Consider the following 21,575-nt stretch of genomic DNA (forward strand, 5'->3'; position numbering starts at 1 on the left):
GCCAGCTTGAACACCTTCACCGCTTCGGTCAGCTTGTGCGACTGATCGCGCAGCGAATGCGATGCGGCGGCGGCCTGTTCCACCAGCGCGGCGTTCTGCTGGGTCGAGCTGTCCATCTGCTCGATCGAGCGGTTCACCTGCTCGATGCCTGCGCTCTGCTCGCGGCTGGCGACGCTGATCTCGCTCATGATGTGCGTGACCTGGCGCACGCTGGCGAGGATCTCGTCCATCGTCGAGCCGGCCTGATCGACCAGCCGCGTGCCGGTTTCCACCTTGTCGACCGAGTCGCCGATCAACGTCTTGATTTCCTTGGCAGCAGCGGCGCTGCGCTGCGCCAGGTTGCGCACCTCACCGGCCACCACAGCAAAGCCGCGCCCTTGCTCGCCGGCGCGAGCGGCTTCCACCGCCGCGTTGAGCGCCAGGATGTTGGTCTGGAAGGCAATGCCGTCGATCACGCCGATGATGTCGGCGATCTTGCGGGCGCTGCTGTTGATGTCGTTCATGGTCGAGACCACCTGCGTCATCACCTCGCCGCCGCGGCTGGCCACGTCGCTGGCGCTGACCACCAGCTGGTTGGCCTGCTGCGCGTTGTCGGCGTTCTGACGCACGGTCGACGTGAGCTGCTCCATCGAGCTGGCGGTCTGCTGCAGGCCGCTCGCCTGGGTCTCGGTGCGGGTGCTCAGGTCGGTGTTGCCCGAGGCGATCTCGTTCGAGGCCACGGACACCTGCTCGGCCGATTCCCGCACCTGGGCGATTGTGCTCAGCAGCTTCTTGCGCATCTGGTTGAGTTCGTGGTTCAGCCAGGCGATCTCGTCGCGGCCGCTGGACGAGATCTTCGTCGCCAGGTCGCCGGCGGCGATGCGCGACACCGACGCCACCACGTCTTCGACGGGCCCCCGCACGCTCTGGCGGATCGCCCAGCCCAGCCAGGCGCCGAACACCGCGGTCGCCAGCACCAGGCCGGCGATCGTCCACAGCGTGCGCTGTGCGTTCTTCTCCAGGTCGCCCAACTTGGTCGATACGGCCGGATCGTTCACGGCGGCGAGCAGGGCATGGGCCTCGCCGGTGGCCGAGCGCACGTTCTAGACGCTGAGGGCCCCGAGCACCAGCGTCAGCACCACCATGATGGTGAAGCCTGCGGCGATGCGGGTGGTCAGTCGGTAGTTCAGCAAGTTCATCGTGAAGGTCTCCGCTACGTCGGGTTCGTTTCATCACGAATCCCGGTCCCGGGCCGGTGTGCACACGGCAAGCCGGCATCGTTGGGGTCTCCGGGGAATATCGACCCGGGCGACCCGGACTGAAGCGGGGATCAGCGGCGGATTTGCCAGGGTTTTCACGGGGCAGACCCCGCGCGGCTCAGAAGCTGCCGCGCAGCACCAGCGCCACGCCGCCGCGGCGAGTGCGCAGCGAGAGCCGGTAACCGGAGTCGAGCTGCATCGCCACGCTGCCGCGGTCGAAGCCAAGTCGCGACTTGCGCGTCTTCCATTCCACACCGCCGCGGGTGGTGTAGTAGGCCGCGGCGGGGTTCGGGCCCAGACCCTGGGCCGCCGAGGTGTCGGCGTACAGCGTGGACTGGTCCGACAGCTGCAGCCGCCAGCCCACGGTGACGGCCGGCCCGCCGGTCTGCCCGGTCAGCCGCTCCGGCTCGCTGCCGATCGCGGGCGCGATCACGCTGTGCGTTACGGTGCCGACCCCAGCCCCAGCGCCACCCGGCCGCTCGACGCCCACCAGCGGTAGTCGATGCTCGAGGTCTCGGCGCGGCTGCCGAGCTCAGGCGTGCCCGAAGCCTGGCGATCGAGTCCCGGCTCCTGCCGGATCTCGACGCTGGTGGAATAGTGGATCTGGTCGCGGCGACGGCTGTCGTTCCACAGGGCCAGGGTCTGCTCTCCGTCCGGCGGCTCGGCGATCGGCGCCGGCGTCTCGGCGCGCCACGGGCTTTCCTCCGCCTGGGCTGCTGCGAGGAGCGGTGCCATCAGCACTGCCACAGCGACTCGGCGGGTGCGTTCGAGACACTTTCCGTGCGCCGACCCGTCCATGGAAATCATCGTACGCCTCGGCCCCGGCGTCGCGGAGGGCGGCAGGGCCGCCGGGCACTGTCTTGAGGGGGTGGACATGGCACGCGCCTGAGGGGGTGGACGACGATGAGTCCAATGTCGCACCCGGCGCGCGCGCGTTCCGTCGGACGCGGCTGACGCTGCGCGTAGGAAGATGGCGCACGCCGACGGCGGGCCGCGCGCGCCGGCGCGGCGCCGTGCTCAGGCGATCACGCTGAGCTTGGCGGCCGTGACCTTGAAGCCGGGGATCTTCGCCACGTCGTCCAGGGCGTCGCCGGTCAGCTTGTTCGCCGCCGCCTCCCAGAAGGCGAACGGCAGGAACACCTGCCCGGGCTGCACCTCGGTGCTGACGCGCACGCGCGCCTGCACCGCACCGTGCCGCGTCGACATCAGCACCGCCTGGCCGTCGCGCACGCCGACCGTCAGCGCATCTGCCGGATGCAGCGACACCAGCGCCTCGGGCGCGATGGCGTCCAGCATGCTGGCGTGCCGTGTCATCGCGCCGGTGTGCCAATGCTCGAGCACGCGGCCGGTGGTCAGGACGAAGGGGTACTCGGCGTCGATCTGCTCGGCGCCGGGGCGGAACACGGTCGGTACCACGGTCGCTCGGCCGTCGACCGTCGGGAAGCGATCGATGAAGACCACCGCAGCGCCGGGGTCGTCCTCGCTCGCCGCGGGCGTCATCACCGCATCGGCCTTGACCAGGCGGCTCCAGGGCACGCCGGCCAGCGGTGGCATGCTGACGCGCATCTCCTCGTAGACGCGCGCCACCGCCGCCTGCGAGGCGCGCTTGCCGCCGCCGTCTTCGTCGCGCCAGTAGTTCCAGTCCAGGCCCAGGCGCCGGCCGACGCGCTCGATGATCCACAGATCCTGCATCGCGAGCTCGGGCGGATCGAGCGCGGGGCGGCCGATCTGGATCAGCCGGTCGGTGTTCGTGTAGCTGCCCCACTTCTCGGCATGGGCCGAGGCCGGCAGCACCACGTCGGCCAGCATCGCGGTCTCGGTGAGGAAGATGTCCTGGACGACCAGATGCTCCAGGCCTGCCAGTGCCCGGCGGGCATGGCCGAGGTCGGGGTCCGACATCGCCGGGTTCTCGCCCTCGACGTAGATGCCGCGGATGCGGCCTTCGCTGGCCGCATGCATGATCTCGACGACGGTCAGGCCGGGCGTCGCATCCAGTGGCTCGGGCGTGGCCCACAGGCGCTCGAAGGCCTGGCGCACCGTCGGGTTGATGACGCGCTGGTAGTTGGGCAGCATCATCGGGATCAGCCCGGCGTCGCTGGCGCCCTGCACGTTGTTCTGGCCGCGCAGCGGATGCAGGCCGGTGCCGACACGTCCGATCTGGCCAGTCAGCATCGCCAACGCGATCAGCCCGCGCGCGTTGTCGGTGCCGTGCACATGCTGGCTCACGCCCATGCCCCAGAGAATCATCGAGCCCTTGCTGGTGGCATAGGCGCGGGCCACGTCGCGGATCGTCTGCGCGTCGATGCCGCAGATTTCGCTCATGCGCTCCGGCGTCGCCTCGGCCACCGAGGCCTTCAGTGCCTCGTAGCCGTTGACGCGCGCCGCGACGAAGGCCTCATCGACCAGTCCCTCGGCGACGATCACGTGCAGCAGCCCGTTGAGCAGCGCGACGTCGGTGTCGGGACGGAACTGCAGGTGCCAGGTGGCGCGACGCGTCAGCGCGGTGTGACGCGGATCGCAGATCACCAGCCGGGCGCCGCGGTCGACCGCGTTCTTGATCCAGCTCGCCGCGACCGGGTGGTTCACCGCCGGGTTCGCGCCGATCAGGAAGATCAGGTCGGCGTGGGCGACATCCTCCACCGGGTTGCTGACCGCCCCCGAGCCGATGCCCTCCAGCAGCGCCGCCACCGAGCTGGCATGGCACAGCCGCGTGCAGTGATCGACGTTGTTGGTCCGGAAGCCCTGCCGCACCAGCTTCTGGAACAGGTAGGCCTCCTCGTTGCTGCCCTTGGCCGAGCCGAAGCCCGCGAGCGGGATGTCGTTGCCGCGCAGGCCGGCCGCCAGCGCCTCGTCGCGCAGCCGGGCCAGGCCGCCGGCCGCGAGCTCCATCGCCTCGTCCCAGGTCGCCGTGCGGAAGATGTCCGTCGGCTTCAACTGGCCCTGCTTGAGGCGCTCGATGTCGGCCGGGTCCTTGGCCACGCCTTCGCGTCGGATCAGCGGCGTGGTCAGGCGGCGCGGGTTGTGGATGTAGTCGAAGCCATAGCGGCCCTTCACGCACAGCCGCCCGTGGTTGGCCGGGCCGTCGCGGCCGGTCACGAAATGGATGCGCTCCTCGCCCTGTGCGTTCGGACCGACGTTCCAGGTGAGCTGGCAGCCTACGCCGCAGTAGGGGCAGACCGAATCCACACGCTTCGTCACTTCCAGCAGCCCGGCGCCGCGGGCCGGCATCAGAGCGCCGGTCGGGCAGGCCTGCACGCATTCGCCGCAGGCCACGCAGCTCGACTCACCGAGCGTCGCACCGGCATCGAAGGTGATCTGCGCATGCGCGCCGCGGAAGGCCAGGCCGATCACGTCGTTGCCTTGCTCGTCGCGGCAGGCGCGCAGACAGCGCGTGCATTGGATGCAGGCGTCCAGGTTCACCGCGATCGCCGGGTGCGAAAGGTCGGCCGCCGCGTAATGCGGCGCGTCGCGCTGCGGCAGGCGGCCGCGCGGCACGGCCAGCTGTTCGGCCCATTGGCTGAGTTCCGAGGCCTTCGTGTAGGTGTCGGTGGTGGCACCGGCGTCGCTGACCAGCAGCTCGACCACCATCTTGCGGGCCGACGCGGCGCGCGGGCTCTGCGTCTGCACCTTCATGCCGGCGGCGACGTTGCGGCAGCACGAGGCAGCCAGCGCCCGTTCGCCTTCGACCTCCACCACGCAGGCGCGGCAGTTGCCGGCCGGCGTCAGGCCCTCCTTGTGGCACAGGTGGGGGATGGTCGTGCCCTCGCGCTTCGCGACGGTCCAGATCGTCTCGTCAGCGCCGGCGGTGACCGTGCGGCCGTCGAGCGAGAACTCCACCGTCGCGGCCTGTGGCGCGAGCAGCTTCGAAGTCAGCGGTGCGTTCATGCCGTCAGCTCTTCCGGAAAATACTTGATCACGCAGTCCACCGGGTTCGGCGCCGCTTGACCCAGGCCGCAGATGGACGCATCGCGCATCACCTGCGACAGCTCGGCGAGCAGCGGCAGGTCCCAGCGGTCGCCGGCGATCAGTTCGTTGACCTTGGCGGTACCCGAACGGCACGGCGTGCACTGCCCGCAGCTCTCGTGCTCGAAGAAGCGCATCAGGTTGCGCGCCACGTCCGTCACGCGGTCCTGGTCAGACAACACCACCACCGCCGCCGAGCCGATGAAGCAGCCGTGCGGCTGCAGCGTGTCGAAGTCCAGCGGCACGTCGGCCAGGCGCTCGGGCAGGATGCCGCCCGAGGCGCCGCCCGGCAGGTAGGCGTGCAGCCGGTGGCCGTCCAGCATGCCGCCACAGTACTCGTCGACCAGCTCGCGCAGCGTGATGCCGGCCGGCGCGAGGTGCACGCCCGGCTTCTTCACGCGGCCGCTCACCGAGAACGAGCGCAGCCCCTTGCGCTCGTGGCGGCCGTGGCCGGCGAACCAGTCGCCACCCTTCTCGAGGATGTCGCGCACCCAGTACAGCGTCTCGAAGTTGTGCTCCAGCGTCGGGCGCCCGAACAGGCCGACCTGCGCCACGTAGGGCGGTCTCAGGCGCGGCATGCCGCGCTTGCCTTCGATCGACTCGATCATCGCGGACTCCTCGCCGCAGATGTAGGCGCCGGCGCCGCGGCGCAGCTCGATCGCCGGCATGTCGCGCATCGGCGGGTCGGCCCGCAGCGCCGCCAGCTCGCGCTCGAGCAGGGTGCGGCAGCCGTGGTACTCGTCGCGCAGGTAGATGTAGACGGCGTCGACGCCGACCGCCCAGGCCGCGATCAGCAAGCCCTCGAGGAAGCGGTGCGGATCGCGCTCGAGGTAATGGCGGTCCTTGAAGGTGCCCGGCTCGCCTTCGTCGATGTTCACCGCCATCAGGCGCGGCGCCGCCTGCCCGCGCACGATGCGCCACTTGCGCCCGGCCGGGAAGCCGGCCCCCCCGAGCCCGCGCAGACCCGAAGCTTCCATCGTCGACAGCACCGTCTCCAGCGGCCGTTCGCCGCTCAGGCACTGCCGCAGCGTGCGGTAGCCGCCGGCGTCGTGATATGACGCGAGCGTGGTGTACGGCGCGGGTTCGTGCTTCGTTCGGCCGGCGGTCACTGCAGCCTGCACGGCTTCGGGTGTCGCGTTCGGCACCGGGCACTGGTGCACGACGGCCGCCGGGGCTTGCTCGCAGCGGCCGATGCACGGGGCGGCGATCACGCGCACCTCGGTCCCCAGCAATGCGGGCAGCCGGGTCAGCAGATCCCGGGCGCCGGCCAGCTCGCAGGCGATGCCGTCGCAGACGCGGACGGTCAGCGGCGCGGGCTCCGGATAGCTGCCGTCGGCCTTCGCCTGGACCACTTCGAAGTGGTGATAAAAGCTCGCCACTTCATAAACTTCGGCCTGGGAAAGGCGCAGTAACTGAGCCAGAGCAGCCAGATGGTCGGTGCGCAGCTGACCGAAATGATCGTTCAGCGTGTGCAGGTGCTCGATCAGCAGGTCGCGCCGCAACGGGGTCTGCGGCCTGGCCGCCAGCAGGGCCTGGACCGCGCTCAATGCCTGGGCGTCGACCGGGCGGTCGCCCGAGGCCCGACGCGGTTTGACGGCCGGGTCGCGCAGGACCTGGATCGGGATCACGGGCGCATTCATAGCTCGGGAATTCCTTGGGTATCGGCGCCGTTCGCTTATGTTTCAATGAGCATATGCCCGGGCGCTGTCTCGTCTCGGGACGATAGCGGGCCCCCCTCACTCTGATATGCACAAGGCCGCCTAATCATGCGGATCCAGATCACCCCTCACTGGGGCGTCGCCCAGGACGTCGACCACCTCGTCGACACCACCGCGCTGCTGACCCTGCTGGCCGCGATCCAGGAGACCGGCGCGATCGCGCAGGCGGCTCGCAGCGTCGGCCTGTCCTACCGCCACGCCTGGGGGCAGGTGAAGCGTGCCGAGGACCTGTTCGGCTACCCGCTGGTCAACGCCGGCCGCGGCCGCGGCTCCACGCTGACGCCGCTGGCCGAGAAGCTGATCTGGGCCGATCGCCGCATTGCCGCGCGGCTGTCACCGCTGCTGTCGTCGCTGGCGTCGGAGCTGGAGAACGAGCTCGGCCGCACGCTGCCGCAACGCACCGATGGCTCCGCGGCGCTGCGCCTGCACGCCAGCCATGGCTTTGCGGTGGCGGCGCTGGTGGAGAAGCTCGAGGCCGCGTCGCTGTCGGTCGAGCTGCGCTACCGCAACAGCTTCGAGTCGGTGTCGGCGTTGGCGCGCGGCGAGTGCGACCTGGCCGGCTTCCACGTGCCGATCGGCGAGTTCGAGGCGCCGGCGGTCAAGCGCTACATGAAGTGGCTCAAGCCGCAGACCCACAGCCTGGTGCACCTGGCGGTGCGTACCCAGGGCCTGTTCGTCGCACCGGGCAACCCCAAGCGCATCCGCACGCTGGCCGACTTGCAGCGCCCCGGCGTGCGCTTCGTCAACCGGCCCGAGGGTTCGGGCACGCGCATGCTCACCGAGTTGCTGCTGAACCAGGCGGGCGTGGTGCCGGCCGAGATCAGCGGCTACGAGAGCACCGAATTCACGCATGCGGCAGTGGCCGCCTACATCGCCAGCGGCATGGCCGACGTCGGCATCGGCGTGCAGACCGCGGCGCAGCGCTTCGGCCTGCCGTTCATCCCGCTGGTGCGCGAGCGCTATTTCTTCGCGCTGCCGACCGCGTCGCTGAACCGGCCGGCCATGCGCACCGTGCTGGACCTGATGCAGTCGCCGGTCTACCGCTCGTCGGTGTCGTCGCTGGTCGGCTACGAGGCCGGCGAGACCGGCCGGGTGCTGAGCGTGACCGAGGCGTTCGACCGCTAGGGTCAGGCGTCTTTGCTGCGCCGCTCGCGCAGGCGCCGGTAGATGAGGCCGCGCGACACGCCGAGCTGGCGCGCGGCGCGCGACACGTTGCCGCCGCATTCGAGCAGGGTGCTGTCGATCATGCGGCGGTGCGAGTCCACCAGCGTCAGCGCCTCGCCCTCGCTGCGCGCGTCGCCGCCGACCGGCGCGGTCGCGGTTGCGGTCGCGCTATCGGGCTCGGAGAAAGCGGGCGTCGCCACCGGGCTGGCGAAAGCCAATGCCGTGGCCCCGTGGTGGCCGTCCTTCTCGGGCGGCTGCGCCTCGAGCCACATGCCCAGCCCGCCCGGAACGCGGTGCGACTGCACGCGGGCTCCGTGGGCCAGCGAGAGCAGGCTCTCGAGGTCGATGCCGAAGGTCTGTTCGACCGTCGGCGAGCCGGCGTGCGCGCCCGCCAGCAGCCGGGTGCCCGCGCCGTTGACCCAGCACACGCGGCCGTTGCCGTCGATCGCGGCCAGGCCCTCGAGGGGCGTGTGCAGCAGGCCCGGGCTCGACTGGAAGCGAAGCAGCAGATGCTCGCGCGACTGCGCGCGCAGCAGGCGGTTCTCGATCGTCGTCGCATAGAGGCGCACCATCGCCGCCGCGTCGAAGCGGAACTGCTCCTCCTCGGACGACAGATCGAGCACGCCGGCGATCTCGCCGTGCGTGTTGCGGATCGGTGCGGCGGCGCAGTACATCACGTTGAAGCCGCTGAAGAAGTGCTCGGCGCCGCTCACCACGCAGACCTCGCCGGTGCGCGCCGACACGCCGGGCGCGCCGGTGCCGACGTTGGACTCGGCGAGATCGTTGCCGACCCGCGCCATGATCGGCATCAGCCGACCCTCGCCGAGGGCGGTGGGCGTCGCATGCACGATCACGCCGTCGTTGCTGGTCAGCAGGGCCTTGCAGGCGGTGCCGGCCAGGGCCGCGTCGAGCTGCGACAGATCGTCCTTCGCCGCGTCGAGCAGCTGGCGGTTGCGCGCCAGCGCGCCCGCCACGCGCGACTTGGTGATCGGCGAGAAGGTCACGTGCTCGTTCGGCCTGCGGCGCGCGCCGACGCAACGTGTCCACGACTGGATCACCAGTTCGGGCACCAGCCCCGAGGGGCGCACGCCCTCCTCGAAGAAGCGCTCGCGTGCCAGGGCCACGCGCTGCTCGGCGGTGGCGAAGAAGGGGCCGGCCGGCAGACGGGATTCGGGGCTGGGTCGTTGGCGAACAGCGGGCACTCTGGCGGTCATGGACGGACTCCGTGAGGGTGCGTGAATCTGTACCAGGCTGGAACAAAAAACGCCTAGGGAAACTACTTGATTGGGCTGCCTGGGAGGCAAAACCTATCGTTCGCCCTGCATTCTGAGGCTGCGGCATGTCGTCGGGCCGTCGCAATGGGAGACGAAGGATGAAGCGGGATTTCGCGAGGGCCGTGCTCGGCGTGGCCCTGGCATGTCTGGCGCCCCTGGCGCTGGCGCAGACGATCGACGACCTCAAGCGCGACGCGACGACGCCCGGCGACGTGACGACCTACGGCATGGGCTGGGGGCAGCAGCGCTACTCGGCGCTGGCCAAGATCAACAAGACCACCGTCAAGCGCCTGGTGCCGGCCTGGAACCTTAGCCTCGACAACTCCGCGAACGCCTCGACGCAGCCGCTGCTGATCGGCGGCGTGATGTACGTGTCGACGCACAACGCCACGGTGGCGATCGACGCCGAGAGCGGTCGCCAGAAGTGGAAGGTCGCCATCGACCTGCCGGCCGACGTGAACGGCTACCTCTGCTGCGGCATCCAGAGCCGCGGCATGGCCGCGCTCGATGGCGTGCTCTACCGCACCACCATCGATGCCCACGTGCTGGCCATCGACATGGCCAGCGGGAAGACGCTGTGGAAGCAGAAGGCGGCCGACTACAAGCAGGGCTACAGCATGACCCACGCGCCGCTGGTCGCCGGCGGCGTGCTGATCACCGGCATCTCCGGCGGCGAGTACGGCACGCGTGGCTTCCTCGATGGCTGGGACCTGAAGACCGGCGAGAAGAAGTGGCGCACCTGGACCGTGCCCGCTCCCGGCGAGCCCGGCTCGGAGACCTGGAACGCCGACCGCCACGACTAGGGCGGTGCGCCCACCTGGCTGACCGGCACCTACGACCCGGAGCTCAACCTCGTCTACTGGGGCACCGGCAACGGCGGGCCGTGGAACCCGGCGTGGCGCGGCAAGGATTCGCTCTACATCTGCTCCATCCTCGCGCTCGACCCGGCCACCGGCAAGATCGTCTGGCACTATCAGACCTCGCCCGGCGACCCCTACGACTACGACGCCACCAACGAGCTGGTGCTGGGCGAACTGCCGGTGAACGGCGCCGCCCGCAAGGTGCTGATGCAGGCCAACCGCAACGGCTACTTCTACGTGCTCGACCGCAGCAACGGCAAGCTGCTATCGGCCACGCAGTTCGCGCAGAAGGTCAACTGGGCGAGCGGCATCGACATGAAGACCGGCCGCCCCATCGACACCGAGATGACGAAGGCAGTGCGGTCCAATGTCGAGAGCAAGGACTTCATCGAGGCCTGGCCCAGTGCCTTCGGTGCGAAGAACTGGATGCCGATGAGCTTCGACCCGCTGAAGAAGCGCGTCTACCTGAACACGCTCAACTTCGGCATGAAGGTCAAGTACGGCACCCCGGCCTACCGCCAGGGGGCCTGGTACCTGGGGCTCGAACTCGGGGGGTGGGTCGATCCGGACGGAGGCATGCGTGGCGCGCTGGTCGCCTGGGATCCCACCACCGGCAGGAAGCTGTGGGAGAGCCCGACCGCCGCGCCGTACTGGAGCGGCGTGCTCTCCACCGCTGGCGGGCTGGTGTTCACCGGCGCGCAGACCGGCGAGTTCATGGCCTTCGACGCCGACACCGGCACGAAGCTGTGGCAGTTCCAGACCGGCTCGGGCATCTCCGGCCTGCCGATCACCTGGGAACTCAAGGGCCAGCAGTACGTCACCGTGACCAGCGGCGCCGCCACCGTGTACGGCTTCCTCGGCGGTGATGCCAAGCTGGCGCAGGTGCCGGCGGGCTCGTCGGTGTGGACCTTCAGGCTGATCGACTGATGCCGGCCGCGATGACCCGCGCCCGTGCGGCCGTGTTCGCCGCGCTGCTGGCGGCCGTTCTGCTGCCGGGGCCGGTGGCCCGAGCGCAGGCGCCCGAAGGCGGCGCGAGCGCCGCGCTGGGGCGCTCGCTCTACACCAGCTACTGCGCGCGCTGTCACGGCGTGAACATGGTCAGCAACGGTGCCAGCTTCGACCTGCGCAGCTTCCCGAAGGAACAGCGCGAGCGCTTCGAACGATCGGTGACGCAGGGGCTGCGTGCCATGCCGGCCTGGGGCTCGACCTTCCAGCCGGACGAACTGGCGTCGCTGTGGCTGTTCGTCAGTGCTGCCGCCAGCCCGCCGTGAAGGCGGCGAAGCGGTGGGGCCGTGTCGCGGCCGGACCGGGTAGACCCGCTTCGGTTTCTCCCTCTGGCGGCCCTGCAGGGGCCGCCCCTAGCATCGATGCGGTCCGCCGATCAGGAGTTCGCCATGACATCCGCCGTCCCCTTCCTGCAAGCCCGTGACCTGCTGCTGCGCCTGCGCGACGACCAGGCCGCAGCGGCGCGAGAGTTTCGCTGGCCGGCGCTCGGCGAGTTCAACTGGGCGCTGGACCACTTCGACGCGATGGCGCGCGACCCCGCACGCGCCGATGCGCCGGCGCTGTGGATCGTCGGCGAGGACGGCAGCGAGGTGAAGCGCTCGTTCCGCGAGCTGTCGCAGCGCTCGGCCCAGGTGGCCAACCACCTGCGCGCCCTGGGCGTGCGGCGCGGCGACCGCGTGCTGCTGATGCTCGGCAACGAGCTGGCGCTGTGGGAGACCATGCTGGCGGCGATGAAGCTGGGCGCGGTGCTGATCCCGGCCACGGCGCTGCTGACCACCGAGGATCTGCGCGACCGCATGGAGCGCGGCGACGTGCGGCACGTGGTGACGGCCAGCGCGCAGACCGACAAGTTCGCGCCGCTGCCGGGCGACTACACGCGCATCAGCCTCGGCGAGGCCCAGCCCGGCTGGCAGCGCTTCGAGGACGCCGCCGCCGCGCCGTCCGCCTTCACCCCCGACGGACCGACGCGCGCCAGCGACCCGCTGCTGCTGTACTTCACCTCGGGCACCACCTCCAAGCCCAAGCTGGTGCTGCACACCCACCAGAGCTATCCGGTGGGGCACCTGTCGACGATGTACTGGATCGGCCTGCGGCCCGGCGACGTGCACCTCAACATCTCCTCGCCCGGCTGGGCCAAGCATGCGTGGAGCTGCTTCTTCGCGCCGTGGAATGCCGGCGCCTGCGTGTTCATCTACAACACCGCCCGCTTCAACGCGGGCGGGCTGCTGGCCGTGCTCGAGCGCTGCCGCGTCACCAGCCTGTGCGCGCCGCCCACGGTGTGGCGCATGATGGTGCAGGAAGACCTGGGCGCCTACCGTGGCCGGCTCGCGCTGCGCGAGCTGATCGGCGCGGGCGAGCCGCTCAACCCCGAGATCATCGAGCAGGTGCGCGCCGCCTGGGACCTGACGGTGCGCGACGGCTACGGCCAGACCGAGACCACCGCGCAGATCGGCAATGCGCCGGGCCAGCCGCTCAAGCCCGGGTCGATGGGCCGGCCGCTGCCGGGCTACCGCATCGCGCTGATCGACGCCGACGGCAAGGAGGCCGACGAGGGCGAGGTCTGCATCGTGCTGGCCGAGCGGCCGCTCGGGCTGATGGTGGGCTACCAGGACAGCGCCGAGAAGACCGCCGACGCGATGCGCGACGGCTACTACCACACCGGCGATGTGGCGGCGCGCGATGCCGAGGGCTACATCACCTTCGTCGGCCGCGCCGACGACGTGTTCAAGGCCTCCGACTACCGCATCAGCCCGTTCGAGCTGGAGAGCGCGCTGATCGAGCACGAGGCGGTGGCCGAGGTGGCGGTGGTGCCCAGCCCCGACCCGCTGCGCCTGGCCGTTCCCAAGGCCTACCTGATCCTCACCGCCGGCCAGACGCCCGACCGTGCGCTGGCCGAGGCGATCCTCGGCTTCGCGCGCAAGCAGCTCGCACCCTACAAGCGCGTGCGGCGCATCGAGTTCGTCACCGAGCTGCCCAAGACCATCTCCGGGAAGATCCGCCGCGTGCAGCTGCGCGCACAGGAGGTCGAGCGGCGCGCGGCCGGCGTGCGCGCGGCCGGCGAGTTCTTCGAGGAGGACTTCCCGCAACTGAAGGCCGAGGCCTGAGCAGGAGGCGCGCATGGACAACGCGAGCTACGTGCACGGCGCCTCGGCGCAGACGCTGATCGGCGAGACCATCGGTCGCTGGTTCGACGCGGCCTGCGAGCGCCATGCCGAGCGCGACGCGCTGGTGGTGCGGCACCAGCAACTGCGGCTCAGTTACGCCGAGCTGCGCCAGCGCGTCGACGCGCTGGCCTGTGGCCTGATGCGCCTGGGCCTGAAGGCCGGCGAGCGCATCGGCATCTGGTCACCCAACAACGCCGAGTGGACGCTGACGCAGTTCGCCACCGCCAAGCTCGGGCTGGTGCTGGTGAACATCAACCCGGCCTACCGGCGCAGCGAGCTCGAATACGCCCTCACCAAGGTGGGGTGCCGCGCGCTGATCGCCGCGCCGTCGTTCAAGGGCAGCGACTACCTCGCGATGCTCGCCGACCTGGCGCCCGAGCTCGCGCAATGCGCGCCAGGGCGGCTGCGCGCGAAACGCCTGCCGGACCTGGAGTTCGTGATCCGTCTGGGCGCGGAGGCGACGCCGGGCATGCTGAACTTCGACACCTTGCTGCGCACGCCGCGCGCCGACGACCGGGTCGACCTGGCCCGGCTCGGCGAGACGCTGCAGTTCGACGACCCGATCAACATCCAGTTCACCTCGGGCACCACCGGCAACCCCAAGGGCGCGACGCTGTCGCACCACAACATCCTGAACAACGGCCACTTCGTCGGCGAGGCGATCCGCCTCGCGCCGGGCGACCGGCTGTGCATCCCGGTGCCGCTGTACCACTGCTTCGGCATGGTGATGGGCAACCTGGGGGCACTCACGCACGGCGCGACCATGGTCTACCCGTCCGAGGGCTTCGATGCCGCGGCCACGCTGGCGGCGGTGGCCGAGGAACGCTGCACCGTGCTGTACGGCGTGCCGACGATGTTCATCGCCCAGCTCGACCACCCCGACTTCGCGCGCCACGACCTGCGCAGCCTGCGCACCGGCATCATGGCCGGCAGCCCCTGCCCGATCGAGGTGATGCGCCGCGTGGTCGACAAGATGCACATGGCCGAGGTCACCATCGCCTACGGCATGACCGAAACATCGCCCGTCAGCTTCCAGAGCGCCACCGACGACCCGCTGGAGCGGCGCGTGTCCACCGTCGGGCGCATCCAGCCGCATTGCGAGGTGAAGCTCGTCGACGAGGCCGGCCGCATCGTGCCGCGCGGCGAACCCGGCGAGCTGTGCACGCGCGGCTACTCGGTCATGCTGGGCTACTGGGACGACGCGGCGAAGACCCGCGAGGCCATCGATGCGGCGGGCTGGATGCACACCGGCGACCTCGCCACGCTGGATGCCGAGGGCTACTGCAACATCGTCGGCCGCCTGAAGGACATGGTCATCCGCGGCGGCGAGAACCTCTACCCGCGCGAGATCGAGGAATTCCTCTACCGCCACCCCAAGGTGCAGGACGTGCAGGTGATCGGCGTGCCCGACCCGAAGTACGGCGAGGAGCTGTGTGCCTGCGTCATCGTGCGGGCCGGCGAGCAGCTCGGCGCCGACGAACTGCGCGCGTTCTGCGACGGCGAGATCGCGCGCCACAAGGTGCCGCGCCACATCCACTTCGTCGACGCCTTCCCGATGACGGTGACCGGCAAGATCCAGAAGTTCAGGATGCGCGAGCAGATGAAGGAGCTGCTGGGCCTGGTCGACGTGAAGACTGCCTGAGGCCGGCGTCTCACACCGGCGTGGCGCTGGTCGCCTTCACGCGGTCCATCACGAAGCTCGTCTTGCAGTCCTCGACGCTCGGGTGCTTCAGCAGCGTGTCCATGATGAAGCGCGAGTAGTGCGCCATGTCCTGCACCACCACGCGCAGGTGGTAGTCGGTCTCGCCGGTCAGCGCCACGCATTCCACCACCTCGGGCCACACCTGCACCGAGGCCTTGAACAGGTCCATCGGGTTGCGCTTGTGCGTCTCGGTGTGCTTCTCGAGCCGCACGCTGATGAAGGCCGTGAGCCCCAGGCCCACGCCCGCAGGTGGCACCACCGCTGCATAGCCCGCGATCACGCCCGCTTCCTCCAGCCGCTTCACGCGCCGCAGTGCGGCCGAGGCCGACAGCTGTACCTCGGCGGCCAGCTGGTCGTAGGTGGCGCGGCCGTTGGCCTGCAGCACGCGCAGGATGCGTCGGTCGATCATGTCGAGCTCGATAGAGGCTTCCATAAGGTTGATTGTGCAGGAATCATGCGCGATGTTGGTCATTTGCGCGTGGTTTGCAGTAAACCTGCGCCGCATGCTCTATACAGTGGAGACAGTTCTTTCTCCACGCCAGCGAGGTCCGCGCATGCAATTCACCCCTTGGGACAACCCGATGGGCACCGACGGCTTCGAGTTCATCGAATACGCCGCGCCGGACCCCGCCGCGATGGGCGCGCTGTTCGAGCGCATGGGCTTCCGCGCGATCGCCAAGCACCGCCACAAGCAGGTCACGCTGTACCGGCAAGGCGAGATCAACTTCATCGTCAATGCGGAGCCCGACTCGTTCGCGCAGCGCTTCGCGCGTCTGCACGGCCCGAGCATCTGCGCCATCGCGTTCCGCGTGCGGGACGCCAAGGCCGCCAGCGAGCGGGCGGTCGCGCTCGGCGCGTGGGGCTATGCCGGCCACGCCGGTCCCGGCGAGCTGAACATCCCTGCCATCAAGGGCGTGGGCGACTCGCTGATCTACCTGGTCGACCGCTGGCGCGGCAAGAACGGCGCGAAGGACGGCGACATCGGCAACATCGGCTTCTTCGACGTCGACTTCGAACCGCTGCCCGGCGCTACGCTCACGCCCGTCGGCCACGGCCTCACCGTCGTCGACCACCTGACGCACAACGTGCACCGCGGCCGCATGGCCGAGTGGGCCGAGTTCTATGCGCGGCTGTTCAACTTCCGCGAGATCCGCTACTTCGACATCGAGGGCCAGGTGACCGGCGTGAAGAGCAAGGCCATGACCAGCCCCTGCGGCAAGATCCGCATCCCGATCAACGAAGAGGGCAACGAGACCCCGGGGCAGATCCAGGAGTACCTGGACCGCTACCACGGCGAGGGCATCCAGCACGTCGCGCTCGGCTCGGGCGACCTGCACGCCACCGTCGACGCGCTGCGCGTCCAGGGCGTGAAGCTGCTCGACACGCCCGACACCTACTACGAGTTGGTCGACCGGCGCATCCCCGGTCACGGCGAGGACCTCGCGGCACTGCGTTCGCGCGGGATCCTGGTCGATGGCAAGGCCGGCGAACTGCTGCTGCAGATCTTCAGCGAGAACCAGCTCGGACCGATCTTCTTCGAGTTCATCCAGCGCAAGGGCGATCAGGGCTTCGGCGAGGGCAACTTCAAGGCCCTGTTCGAGAGCATCGAGCTCGACCAGATGCGCCGCGGCGTGCTGGCCGGCGAGGCCGCGACGCAGGGCGCCTGACGCGCCACGCTGCTCCCCGCCCGGCAGAGAATCCGCACCGCCATGAAGAACGACTTCCATGACGGCGTGAACAAGGGCGTGGCACCGGTCACCTACGGGCAGGGCGACCGGCCGCCGCGCGGCGACTACTCGCGCGCGCGGGCCGACTACAGCTGCGAGCAGGACATGGCCCGCTACACCGAGGCCGACCACGAGACCTACCGCCGTCTCTATGCCCGCCAGCTGCGGCAGCTGCCTCGCCTGGCCTGCCAGGCATTCATCGACGCTGTCGAGCAGCTCGGTGCCCCCGACCGCATCCCGCGCTTCAGCGACATCTCCGCGCGGCTGTCGAAGGCCACCGGCTGGCAGATCGTCGGCGTGCCCGGCCTGATCCCCGAGGAGGCCTTCTTCGCGCTGCTCGCCCAACGGAAGTTCCCGGTCACCGACTGGATCCGCACCCCCGAGGAGTTCGACTACGTCGTCGAGCCCGATGTCTTCCACGACCTGTTCGGCCACGTGCCCCTGCTGTTCAACCCGGTGTTCGCCGACTACATGCAGGCCTATGGCGCCGGCGGGCTCAAGGCCAGCCGGCTCGACGCCTGCGAGCTGCTGGCGCGCCTGTACTGGTACACGGTGGAGTTCGGGCTGATCGACACGCCGCAGGGCCTGCGCGCCTACGGGGCCGGCATCCTGTCGAGCGCCGGCGAGCTGCGCCACGCGGTCCTGTCCCCCGAGCCGCAGCGCATTGCCTTCGATCTGCAGCGGCTGATGCGCACGCTCTACAAGATCGACAGCTACCAGGCCGGCTACTTCGTGATCGACAGCTTCCGCCAGCTGTTCGACGCCACCGCGCCGGACTTCACGCCGGTCTATGCGGCAGTGCGCCAGCAGCCGCTGGTGGAGGCCGGCATCGTGCTGGACGGCGAGCGCTGCTTCACGCCCGCCGGCTGAAGCCGTCACGCCGCCTGGCCTCCCCCAACGGGGGCCCCCGCGAGAGCGATGTGTGACAGGGTGAGCGCACCGAGACTCGTCGGCAGTGAACGCCACTGCCCCGCTGCCCTCGATGTCGCCCCAGTTGTCCACCCGCTGCGCACTGGCCTTGCTGGGGGCGATGCTGTTCGCGAGCCTGATGGGCCTGCTCGCCTGGGGGCCGGTCGGCTATCCGGCGCAGACCGACCGCAACACCGACTCGCGCACCGTCCTCGGTCTGGTGCAGGGCTGGAACCTGCTGTCGCTGCTGCCCCTGTTCGCGGCCAGCGTGGCGGGCACCGTCGGCCTGCGCCGCCACCGCGCTGGCGGCCCGCGTCGCCTGGCGTGGCGCCTGTTCTTCGGCGCGGCCATGCTGACCACCGTGGTCGGCGCACTGGACCATCTTGCGCCGGGCGATGTCGGCTTCCTGCTGAGGCAGGTCGCCACCGCCAGTGTTTGCGTCCTGCTGTCCCTGATCTACCTTGCAGAACGGCTGGGGCCTCGCTGGGTCACTCCCGGGCTGCTGGCGGCGGCCGTCGCGAGCGGGCCGCTCGGCGGTCTGGCCTGCGCAGCCAGCGCGGCCTGGCTCGACGGTCCTGACTTGCGCTGGCTGCTGTGGCTCGAGTTGCTGCCGGTGCTGCTGATGCCGCTCGGCGTGTGGGGGCTGCGCAGCGACGGCCTGCGCCCACGCGACTGGATCGTGGCGCTGCTGTGGTTCGCAGCGGCGAGGTTCGTCGACGCCGCAGATGGCTGGGTGTGGCAGGCCAGCGGCGGGGTGTTCAGCGGCCACGCCGTGCACCACCTGCTGCTGGCGGGCTGTATCGGCTGGCTCGCCTGGCGGGTGTTGCGTCAGCGCCCCGACGCGCCGCCGGCCACGCACGAGGAGCTGGCGGCAAGCCAGCGCGCCGCCTCGCTCACCACCTCCGGGTGAAACACCATCGCCACGTGCGCCGTGGCGGGCAGGTGGCGGTTGTCGGCGCCTGGCAGGGTGGCGGCGCAGGCCGGGAACACGATGTTGTCGGCGTGGCTGTAGAAGCAGGTGAAGCGGCCGGTGTGCAGCGCCGGCTCGCGGGCGGCCAGCCCGGTGATCCATTCGCTGGCCTGGCGCATGTGGCGGGAGTTCGTCGTGCGGCTCAGCCGTGCCAGCCAGGTGCCGCGGTGTGGTGAGCCGATCGTGATCACATGCTGCACGCGGGTGGCGGCCCCGGGCGTCGCCGCGAGCCAGGCGCGCGCCACCAGCCCGCCCATGCTGTGGCACACCAGCAGAGGCGGCAGGCCGGTCGACTTCTCGAGCCGCGCCACCGCCGCCTCGAGCTGAGGCACGTAGATGTCCAGGTCGCTGAACACCGGTTCCAGATCGACGGCCACGTACGGTCGTTGCTCGGCCGTGCAGCGCGCAAGCCACGGCCCCCACAGGCCGCGATTGCAGACGTAGCCGTGCACGAACACCACGCCGCGCACGCCGGGCCGGCCCGGCACGTCGGGGTAGCGCGCGGCGTGGAAGGCTGGCGCCACACGAACACCTGCCATGCCACCACGCACTCGCCCAGCCAGGCCCGCAGCAACTGCAGCGGGCCGGCACGCGGGGTCTCGTCGCGGCCGTGCAGGCAGGCCAGCAGCACGAACTCGACCGCGAGGATGAAGACGTATCCGAAGGCGAGCACCAGCGCGCCGGCGACGGCCAGTACCGGCCGCCCCTCCGACGCCCACCCTACCAGCCAGCCCAGCGCGGCCAGCGTCACTGCCAGGATCACGAGGCGCTGCAGGCGCGCGAGCATGGGCAGGTGAGTCCTAGGCCAGCGAAACCGTACGGCCCGTCAGGCGATGCGTCAGTCCGCTGGCGAGCCGGTTGACGATGCCGTAGATCGACAGCTGCGGGTTCGCGCCCACGCTGGTGGGGAACAGCGAGCCGTCGTGCACCGACAGGTTCTCGAGCTGCCAGTGCTGGCCGTTCGGCTGCACCACGCCCAGCTTCGCCTCGCCGGCGAAGCCGCAGCCGCCCATGGCATGCGCGCTGAACACGCGCGTGAGCTGCGGCTTCATCGGCAGGGCGGCGATCTCGCGCTTCGCCTCGTCCCAGCTGCGGTAGCTGCGCGCCAGCTCGTGGGTCGGGATCACCTCGCGCGCACCGGCTGCGAACTGCAGCTCGGCCATGCTCAGCAGCGCGCGGCGCGCGCCGTCCATCACGAACGCGGTCAGTGGGTAGTCGAGCAGCGGCGTGCGATCGTCGCGCAGCCGCACGAGCCCGCCGGGCGACTGCGGATGGAAGCCGTCGCGCAGCAGCGCGAGCAGCGCATGCGTGTGCGGGAACTGCTTGAGCTGCCGCGTCTGCTCGAGCCCGAAGCCGGCCATCGTCGTCGCGAACACCGTCGGGTGGATCGGTGGCGCCTCGAGCTTGTAGCCGATGGGGCCGTCGATCGGATCGACGCCGAGGAAGTGGTCGCTGTAGATCGTCTGCGGCGCGCCGGCCCAGCCCTCGACCCGCTGATCGAAGACAGCCGCCGACGCCACCACCGGATGCAGGAAGCTGCGGTGCCCGAGGCGGTTGTGCGGATCGGGAGCCTTCGATCGCAGCAGCAACCCGGGCGAGTTGATCGCACCGCCCGCCACCACGTAGTGCTTCGCGCTCACGCGCACCGTGCGGTCCGACGCGGCGCTGCCGTCGGTCGCGACCGGCACGCAGTCGAGCCAGCGGACCTTCGAACCGTCGTGCTCGAAGGCCTGCGCGCGCGTTTCCACCAGCAGCCGCGCGCCGCGCTCCAGCGCGGCGGGGATTGTGGTCACCAGCATCGACTGCTTCGCGTTCGTCGGGCAGCCCAGGCCGCAGGAGCCGAGGTTCCAGCAGCCCTTCACGTTGCGCTGGATCGTCGCGGCGCGGATGCCCAGCCGGTCGGCGCCGCGCTTGAGCAGTTCGTTGTTCTCGTTCGGCGGCGCCAGCCAGGGGCCGATGCCGAGACGCCGCTCGGCCTGCGCGAACCACGGCGCCAGTGCCTCGGGCGTGTAGTCCTTCAGGCCGAAGTGCTGCTGCCAGTAGGCCAGCGTGTCGTCGGGCGTGCGGAAGGAACTGGTCCAGTTGACCGTGGTCGATCCGCCGACGCAGCGGCCCTGCAGGATGTTGATCGCCTTGTCGGCCGTCTTGCGCCCGGCGCTCTCCTGGTAGAGCTGCGGATAGGCCTCGCGCTCGAGCTGGTGGAAGTCACTGCTGGTCTTCAGCGGGCCTTCCTCGATCAGCAGCACGTCGAGGCCGGCCTGGGTCAGCAGTTCGGCCGTGATGCCGGCGCCCGCGCCGCTCCCGACGATCGCCACGTCGCAGCTGATCCGCTCCGGCAGCGGCTGCGCGCCCGCGTGGCGTCCGCCGAACACCTTCCAGCCGCGGCCGAGTCCGTCCTTGAACGGGTCGATGATGGCCATGCCGCTCAGACCGCGCTCGGGCCGGGATAGCCCAGCAGCGACCAGTGCTCCGACTGCGCGAAGTAGGCCGCGTTGGTGAGGTCGCGCAGCGCGTGATACGCCTGCTGGCGCAGCTCGTGGTCGGTGGTGCGCATGCGGCGCAGCGCGGCCTCGAGTTCGTTCACGCTCGCGTCGGCCCAGTCGCTGCGCAGGCCGGTCAGCCACTGCCGCGTGGCCGACACCGACAGCACGCCGAGCAACTGCGCGATCTCCGCCTGGGTCGCCGTGGGAAAGCCGGCAATCGTCTCGTCCAGCCGCTGCAGATGGCGCTCCAGTGCTGCGTCGAGCGCCGCCGGCTCGGCTGGCAGGCTGCCTTCGAGCACGGCGCGCGCCACGGCGCGGAACACCGCGCGGCCCGACGGCGCGCCGTGGCGCGCGCCGTGCTCGAAGGCAGCCTGCCAGCCGAGCCGGCGGCGCTCGA

General features: G+C 70.4%; 18 protein-coding genes and 1 pseudogene. 9 read left to right on the forward strand and 10 right to left on the reverse strand.

Annotated features, from left to right (window positions below):
• Positions 1 to 2: 2 nt before the first annotated feature.
• The 5 genes and pseudogenes from Y694_RS04440 to Y694_RS04460 all read right to left on the reverse strand — a co-directional run.
• Positions 3 to 950, reverse strand: a pseudogene (locus tag Y694_RS04440) (methyl-accepting chemotaxis protein); the annotation flags it as partial.
• A 406-nt stretch (positions 951 to 1,356) separates the two neighbouring features.
• On the reverse strand, positions 1,357 to 1,671 hold the full coding sequence (locus tag Y694_RS04445; protein ID WP_036230174.1) for a hypothetical protein: 315 nt from the start codon (positions 1,669 to 1,671) through the stop codon (positions 1,357 to 1,359).
• A gap of 8 nt (positions 1,672 to 1,679) precedes the next feature.
• Positions 1,680 to 1,973 carry a hypothetical protein gene (locus Y694_RS04450; protein ID WP_155935783.1) on the reverse strand — a complete coding sequence of 98 codons (294 nt, stop codon included), beginning with the start codon at positions 1,971 to 1,973 and terminating at the stop codon, positions 1,680 to 1,682.
• A gap of 282 nt (positions 1,974 to 2,255) precedes the next feature.
• Positions 2,256 to 5,123: a formate dehydrogenase subunit alpha gene (gene fdhF / locus Y694_RS04455; protein ID WP_036230179.1), complete on the reverse strand. Its 2,868-nt coding sequence runs from the start codon at positions 5,121 to 5,123 to the stop codon at positions 2,256 to 2,258.
• Positions 5,120 to 6,841: an NADH-ubiquinone oxidoreductase-F iron-sulfur binding region domain-containing protein gene (locus tag Y694_RS04460; protein WP_036230182.1), complete on the reverse strand. Its 1,722-nt coding sequence runs from the start codon at positions 6,839 to 6,841 to the stop codon at positions 5,120 to 5,122. The genes fdhF and Y694_RS04460 overlap by 4 nt, the downstream gene beginning before the upstream one ends.
• 123 nt (positions 6,842 to 6,964) lie before the next feature.
• Here Y694_RS04460 and Y694_RS04465 point away from each other — a divergent pair, with 123 nt between their 5' ends.
• Positions 6,965 to 8,044, forward strand: a complete 1,080-nt coding sequence (locus Y694_RS04465) for a substrate-binding domain-containing protein (protein WP_036230185.1) — start codon at positions 6,965 to 6,967, stop codon at positions 8,042 to 8,044.
• A 2-nt stretch (positions 8,045 to 8,046) separates the two neighbouring features.
• Here Y694_RS04465 and Y694_RS26640 read toward each other — a convergent pair whose 3' ends face one another.
• On the reverse strand, positions 8,047 to 9,297 hold the full coding sequence (locus tag Y694_RS26640; protein ID WP_011827941.1) for a GAF domain-containing protein: 1,251 nt from the start codon (positions 9,295 to 9,297) through the stop codon (positions 8,047 to 8,049).
• A gap of 158 nt (positions 9,298 to 9,455) precedes the next feature.
• Here Y694_RS26640 and Y694_RS24670 point away from each other — a divergent pair, with 158 nt between their 5' ends.
• The 5 genes from Y694_RS24670 (at position 9,456) to Y694_RS04490 (ending at position 15,029) form a co-directional block, all read left to right on the forward strand.
• Positions 9,456 to 10,160 (forward strand): PQQ-binding-like beta-propeller repeat protein, encoded by a 705-nt coding sequence (locus Y694_RS24670; protein ID WP_197028728.1) that lies wholly within the window; start codon positions 9,456 to 9,458, stop codon positions 10,158 to 10,160.
• Between the two features lie 219 nt (positions 10,161 to 10,379).
• Positions 10,380 to 11,144 carry a PQQ-binding-like beta-propeller repeat protein gene (locus Y694_RS24675; RefSeq protein ID WP_197028729.1) on the forward strand — a complete coding sequence of 255 codons (765 nt, stop codon included), beginning with the start codon at positions 10,380 to 10,382 and terminating at the stop codon, positions 11,142 to 11,144.
• Positions 11,144 to 11,488 (forward strand): cytochrome c, encoded by a 345-nt coding sequence (locus Y694_RS04480; RefSeq protein ID WP_011827943.1) that lies wholly within the window; start codon positions 11,144 to 11,146, stop codon positions 11,486 to 11,488. The genes Y694_RS24675 and Y694_RS04480 overlap by 1 nt, the downstream gene beginning before the upstream one ends.
• Before the next feature lie 123 nt (positions 11,489 to 11,611).
• Positions 11,612 to 13,327, forward strand: a complete 1,716-nt coding sequence (locus Y694_RS04485; protein ID WP_036230187.1) for an AMP-binding protein — start codon at positions 11,612 to 11,614, stop codon at positions 13,325 to 13,327.
• A 13-nt stretch (positions 13,328 to 13,340) separates the two neighbouring features.
• Complete coding sequence (locus tag Y694_RS04490; RefSeq protein WP_036230188.1) at positions 13,341 to 15,029, forward strand: AMP-binding protein; 1,689 nt, start codon at positions 13,341 to 13,343, stop codon at positions 15,027 to 15,029.
• Positions 15,030 to 15,039: 10 nt separating this feature from the next.
• Here Y694_RS04490 and Y694_RS04495 read toward each other — a convergent pair whose 3' ends face one another.
• The gene (locus tag Y694_RS04495; protein WP_011827946.1) at positions 15,040 to 15,522 is read right to left on the reverse strand and encodes an Lrp/AsnC family transcriptional regulator; all 483 of its coding nucleotides are present in this window, start codon (positions 15,520 to 15,522) and stop codon (positions 15,040 to 15,042) included.
• Between the two features lie 121 nt (positions 15,523 to 15,643).
• On the opposite strand from Y694_RS04495, the gene hppD reads away from it, so the two are divergent.
• The 3 genes from hppD to Y694_RS04510 all read left to right on the forward strand — a co-directional run bounded on the left by hppD (position 15,644) and on the right by Y694_RS04510 (position 18,635).
• Entirely contained in the window at positions 15,644 to 16,756 is a 1,113-nt protein-coding gene (gene hppD / locus Y694_RS04500) for a 4-hydroxyphenylpyruvate dioxygenase (protein WP_036230190.1), read from the forward strand.
• Between the two features lie 42 nt (positions 16,757 to 16,798).
• Positions 16,799 to 17,686 (forward strand): phenylalanine 4-monooxygenase, encoded by an 888-nt coding sequence (gene phhA, locus Y694_RS04505; RefSeq protein WP_036230193.1) that lies wholly within the window; start codon positions 16,799 to 16,801, stop codon positions 17,684 to 17,686.
• 85 nt (positions 17,687 to 17,771) lie between these two features.
• Positions 17,772 to 18,635, forward strand: a complete 864-nt coding sequence (locus Y694_RS04510; protein ID WP_036230195.1) for a hypothetical protein — start codon at positions 17,772 to 17,774, stop codon at positions 18,633 to 18,635.
• Here Y694_RS04510 and Y694_RS04515 read toward each other — a convergent pair.
• From Y694_RS04515 to Y694_RS24680, 3 genes are all read right to left on the reverse strand, one after another.
• Entirely contained in the window at positions 18,554 to 19,234 is a 681-nt protein-coding gene (locus tag Y694_RS04515) for an alpha/beta fold hydrolase (RefSeq protein ID WP_231497532.1), read from the reverse strand. The two genes, Y694_RS04510 and Y694_RS04515, sit on opposite strands and share 82 nt — an antisense overlap.
• A 261-nt stretch (positions 19,235 to 19,495) precedes the next feature.
• Complete coding sequence (locus Y694_RS04520; RefSeq protein ID WP_036230198.1) at positions 19,496 to 21,115, reverse strand: GMC family oxidoreductase; 1,620 nt, start codon at positions 21,113 to 21,115, stop codon at positions 19,496 to 19,498.
• A 5-nt stretch (positions 21,116 to 21,120) separates the two neighbouring features.
• Positions 21,121 to 21,575 (reverse strand): hypothetical protein (locus Y694_RS24680; protein WP_051495562.1); only part of this gene is annotated, 455 nt, incomplete at its 5' end.

Source organism: Methylibium sp. T29-B (assembly GCF_000576225.1).
GTDB lineage: Bacteria > Pseudomonadota > Gammaproteobacteria > Burkholderiales > Burkholderiaceae_C > Methylibium > Methylibium petroleiphilum.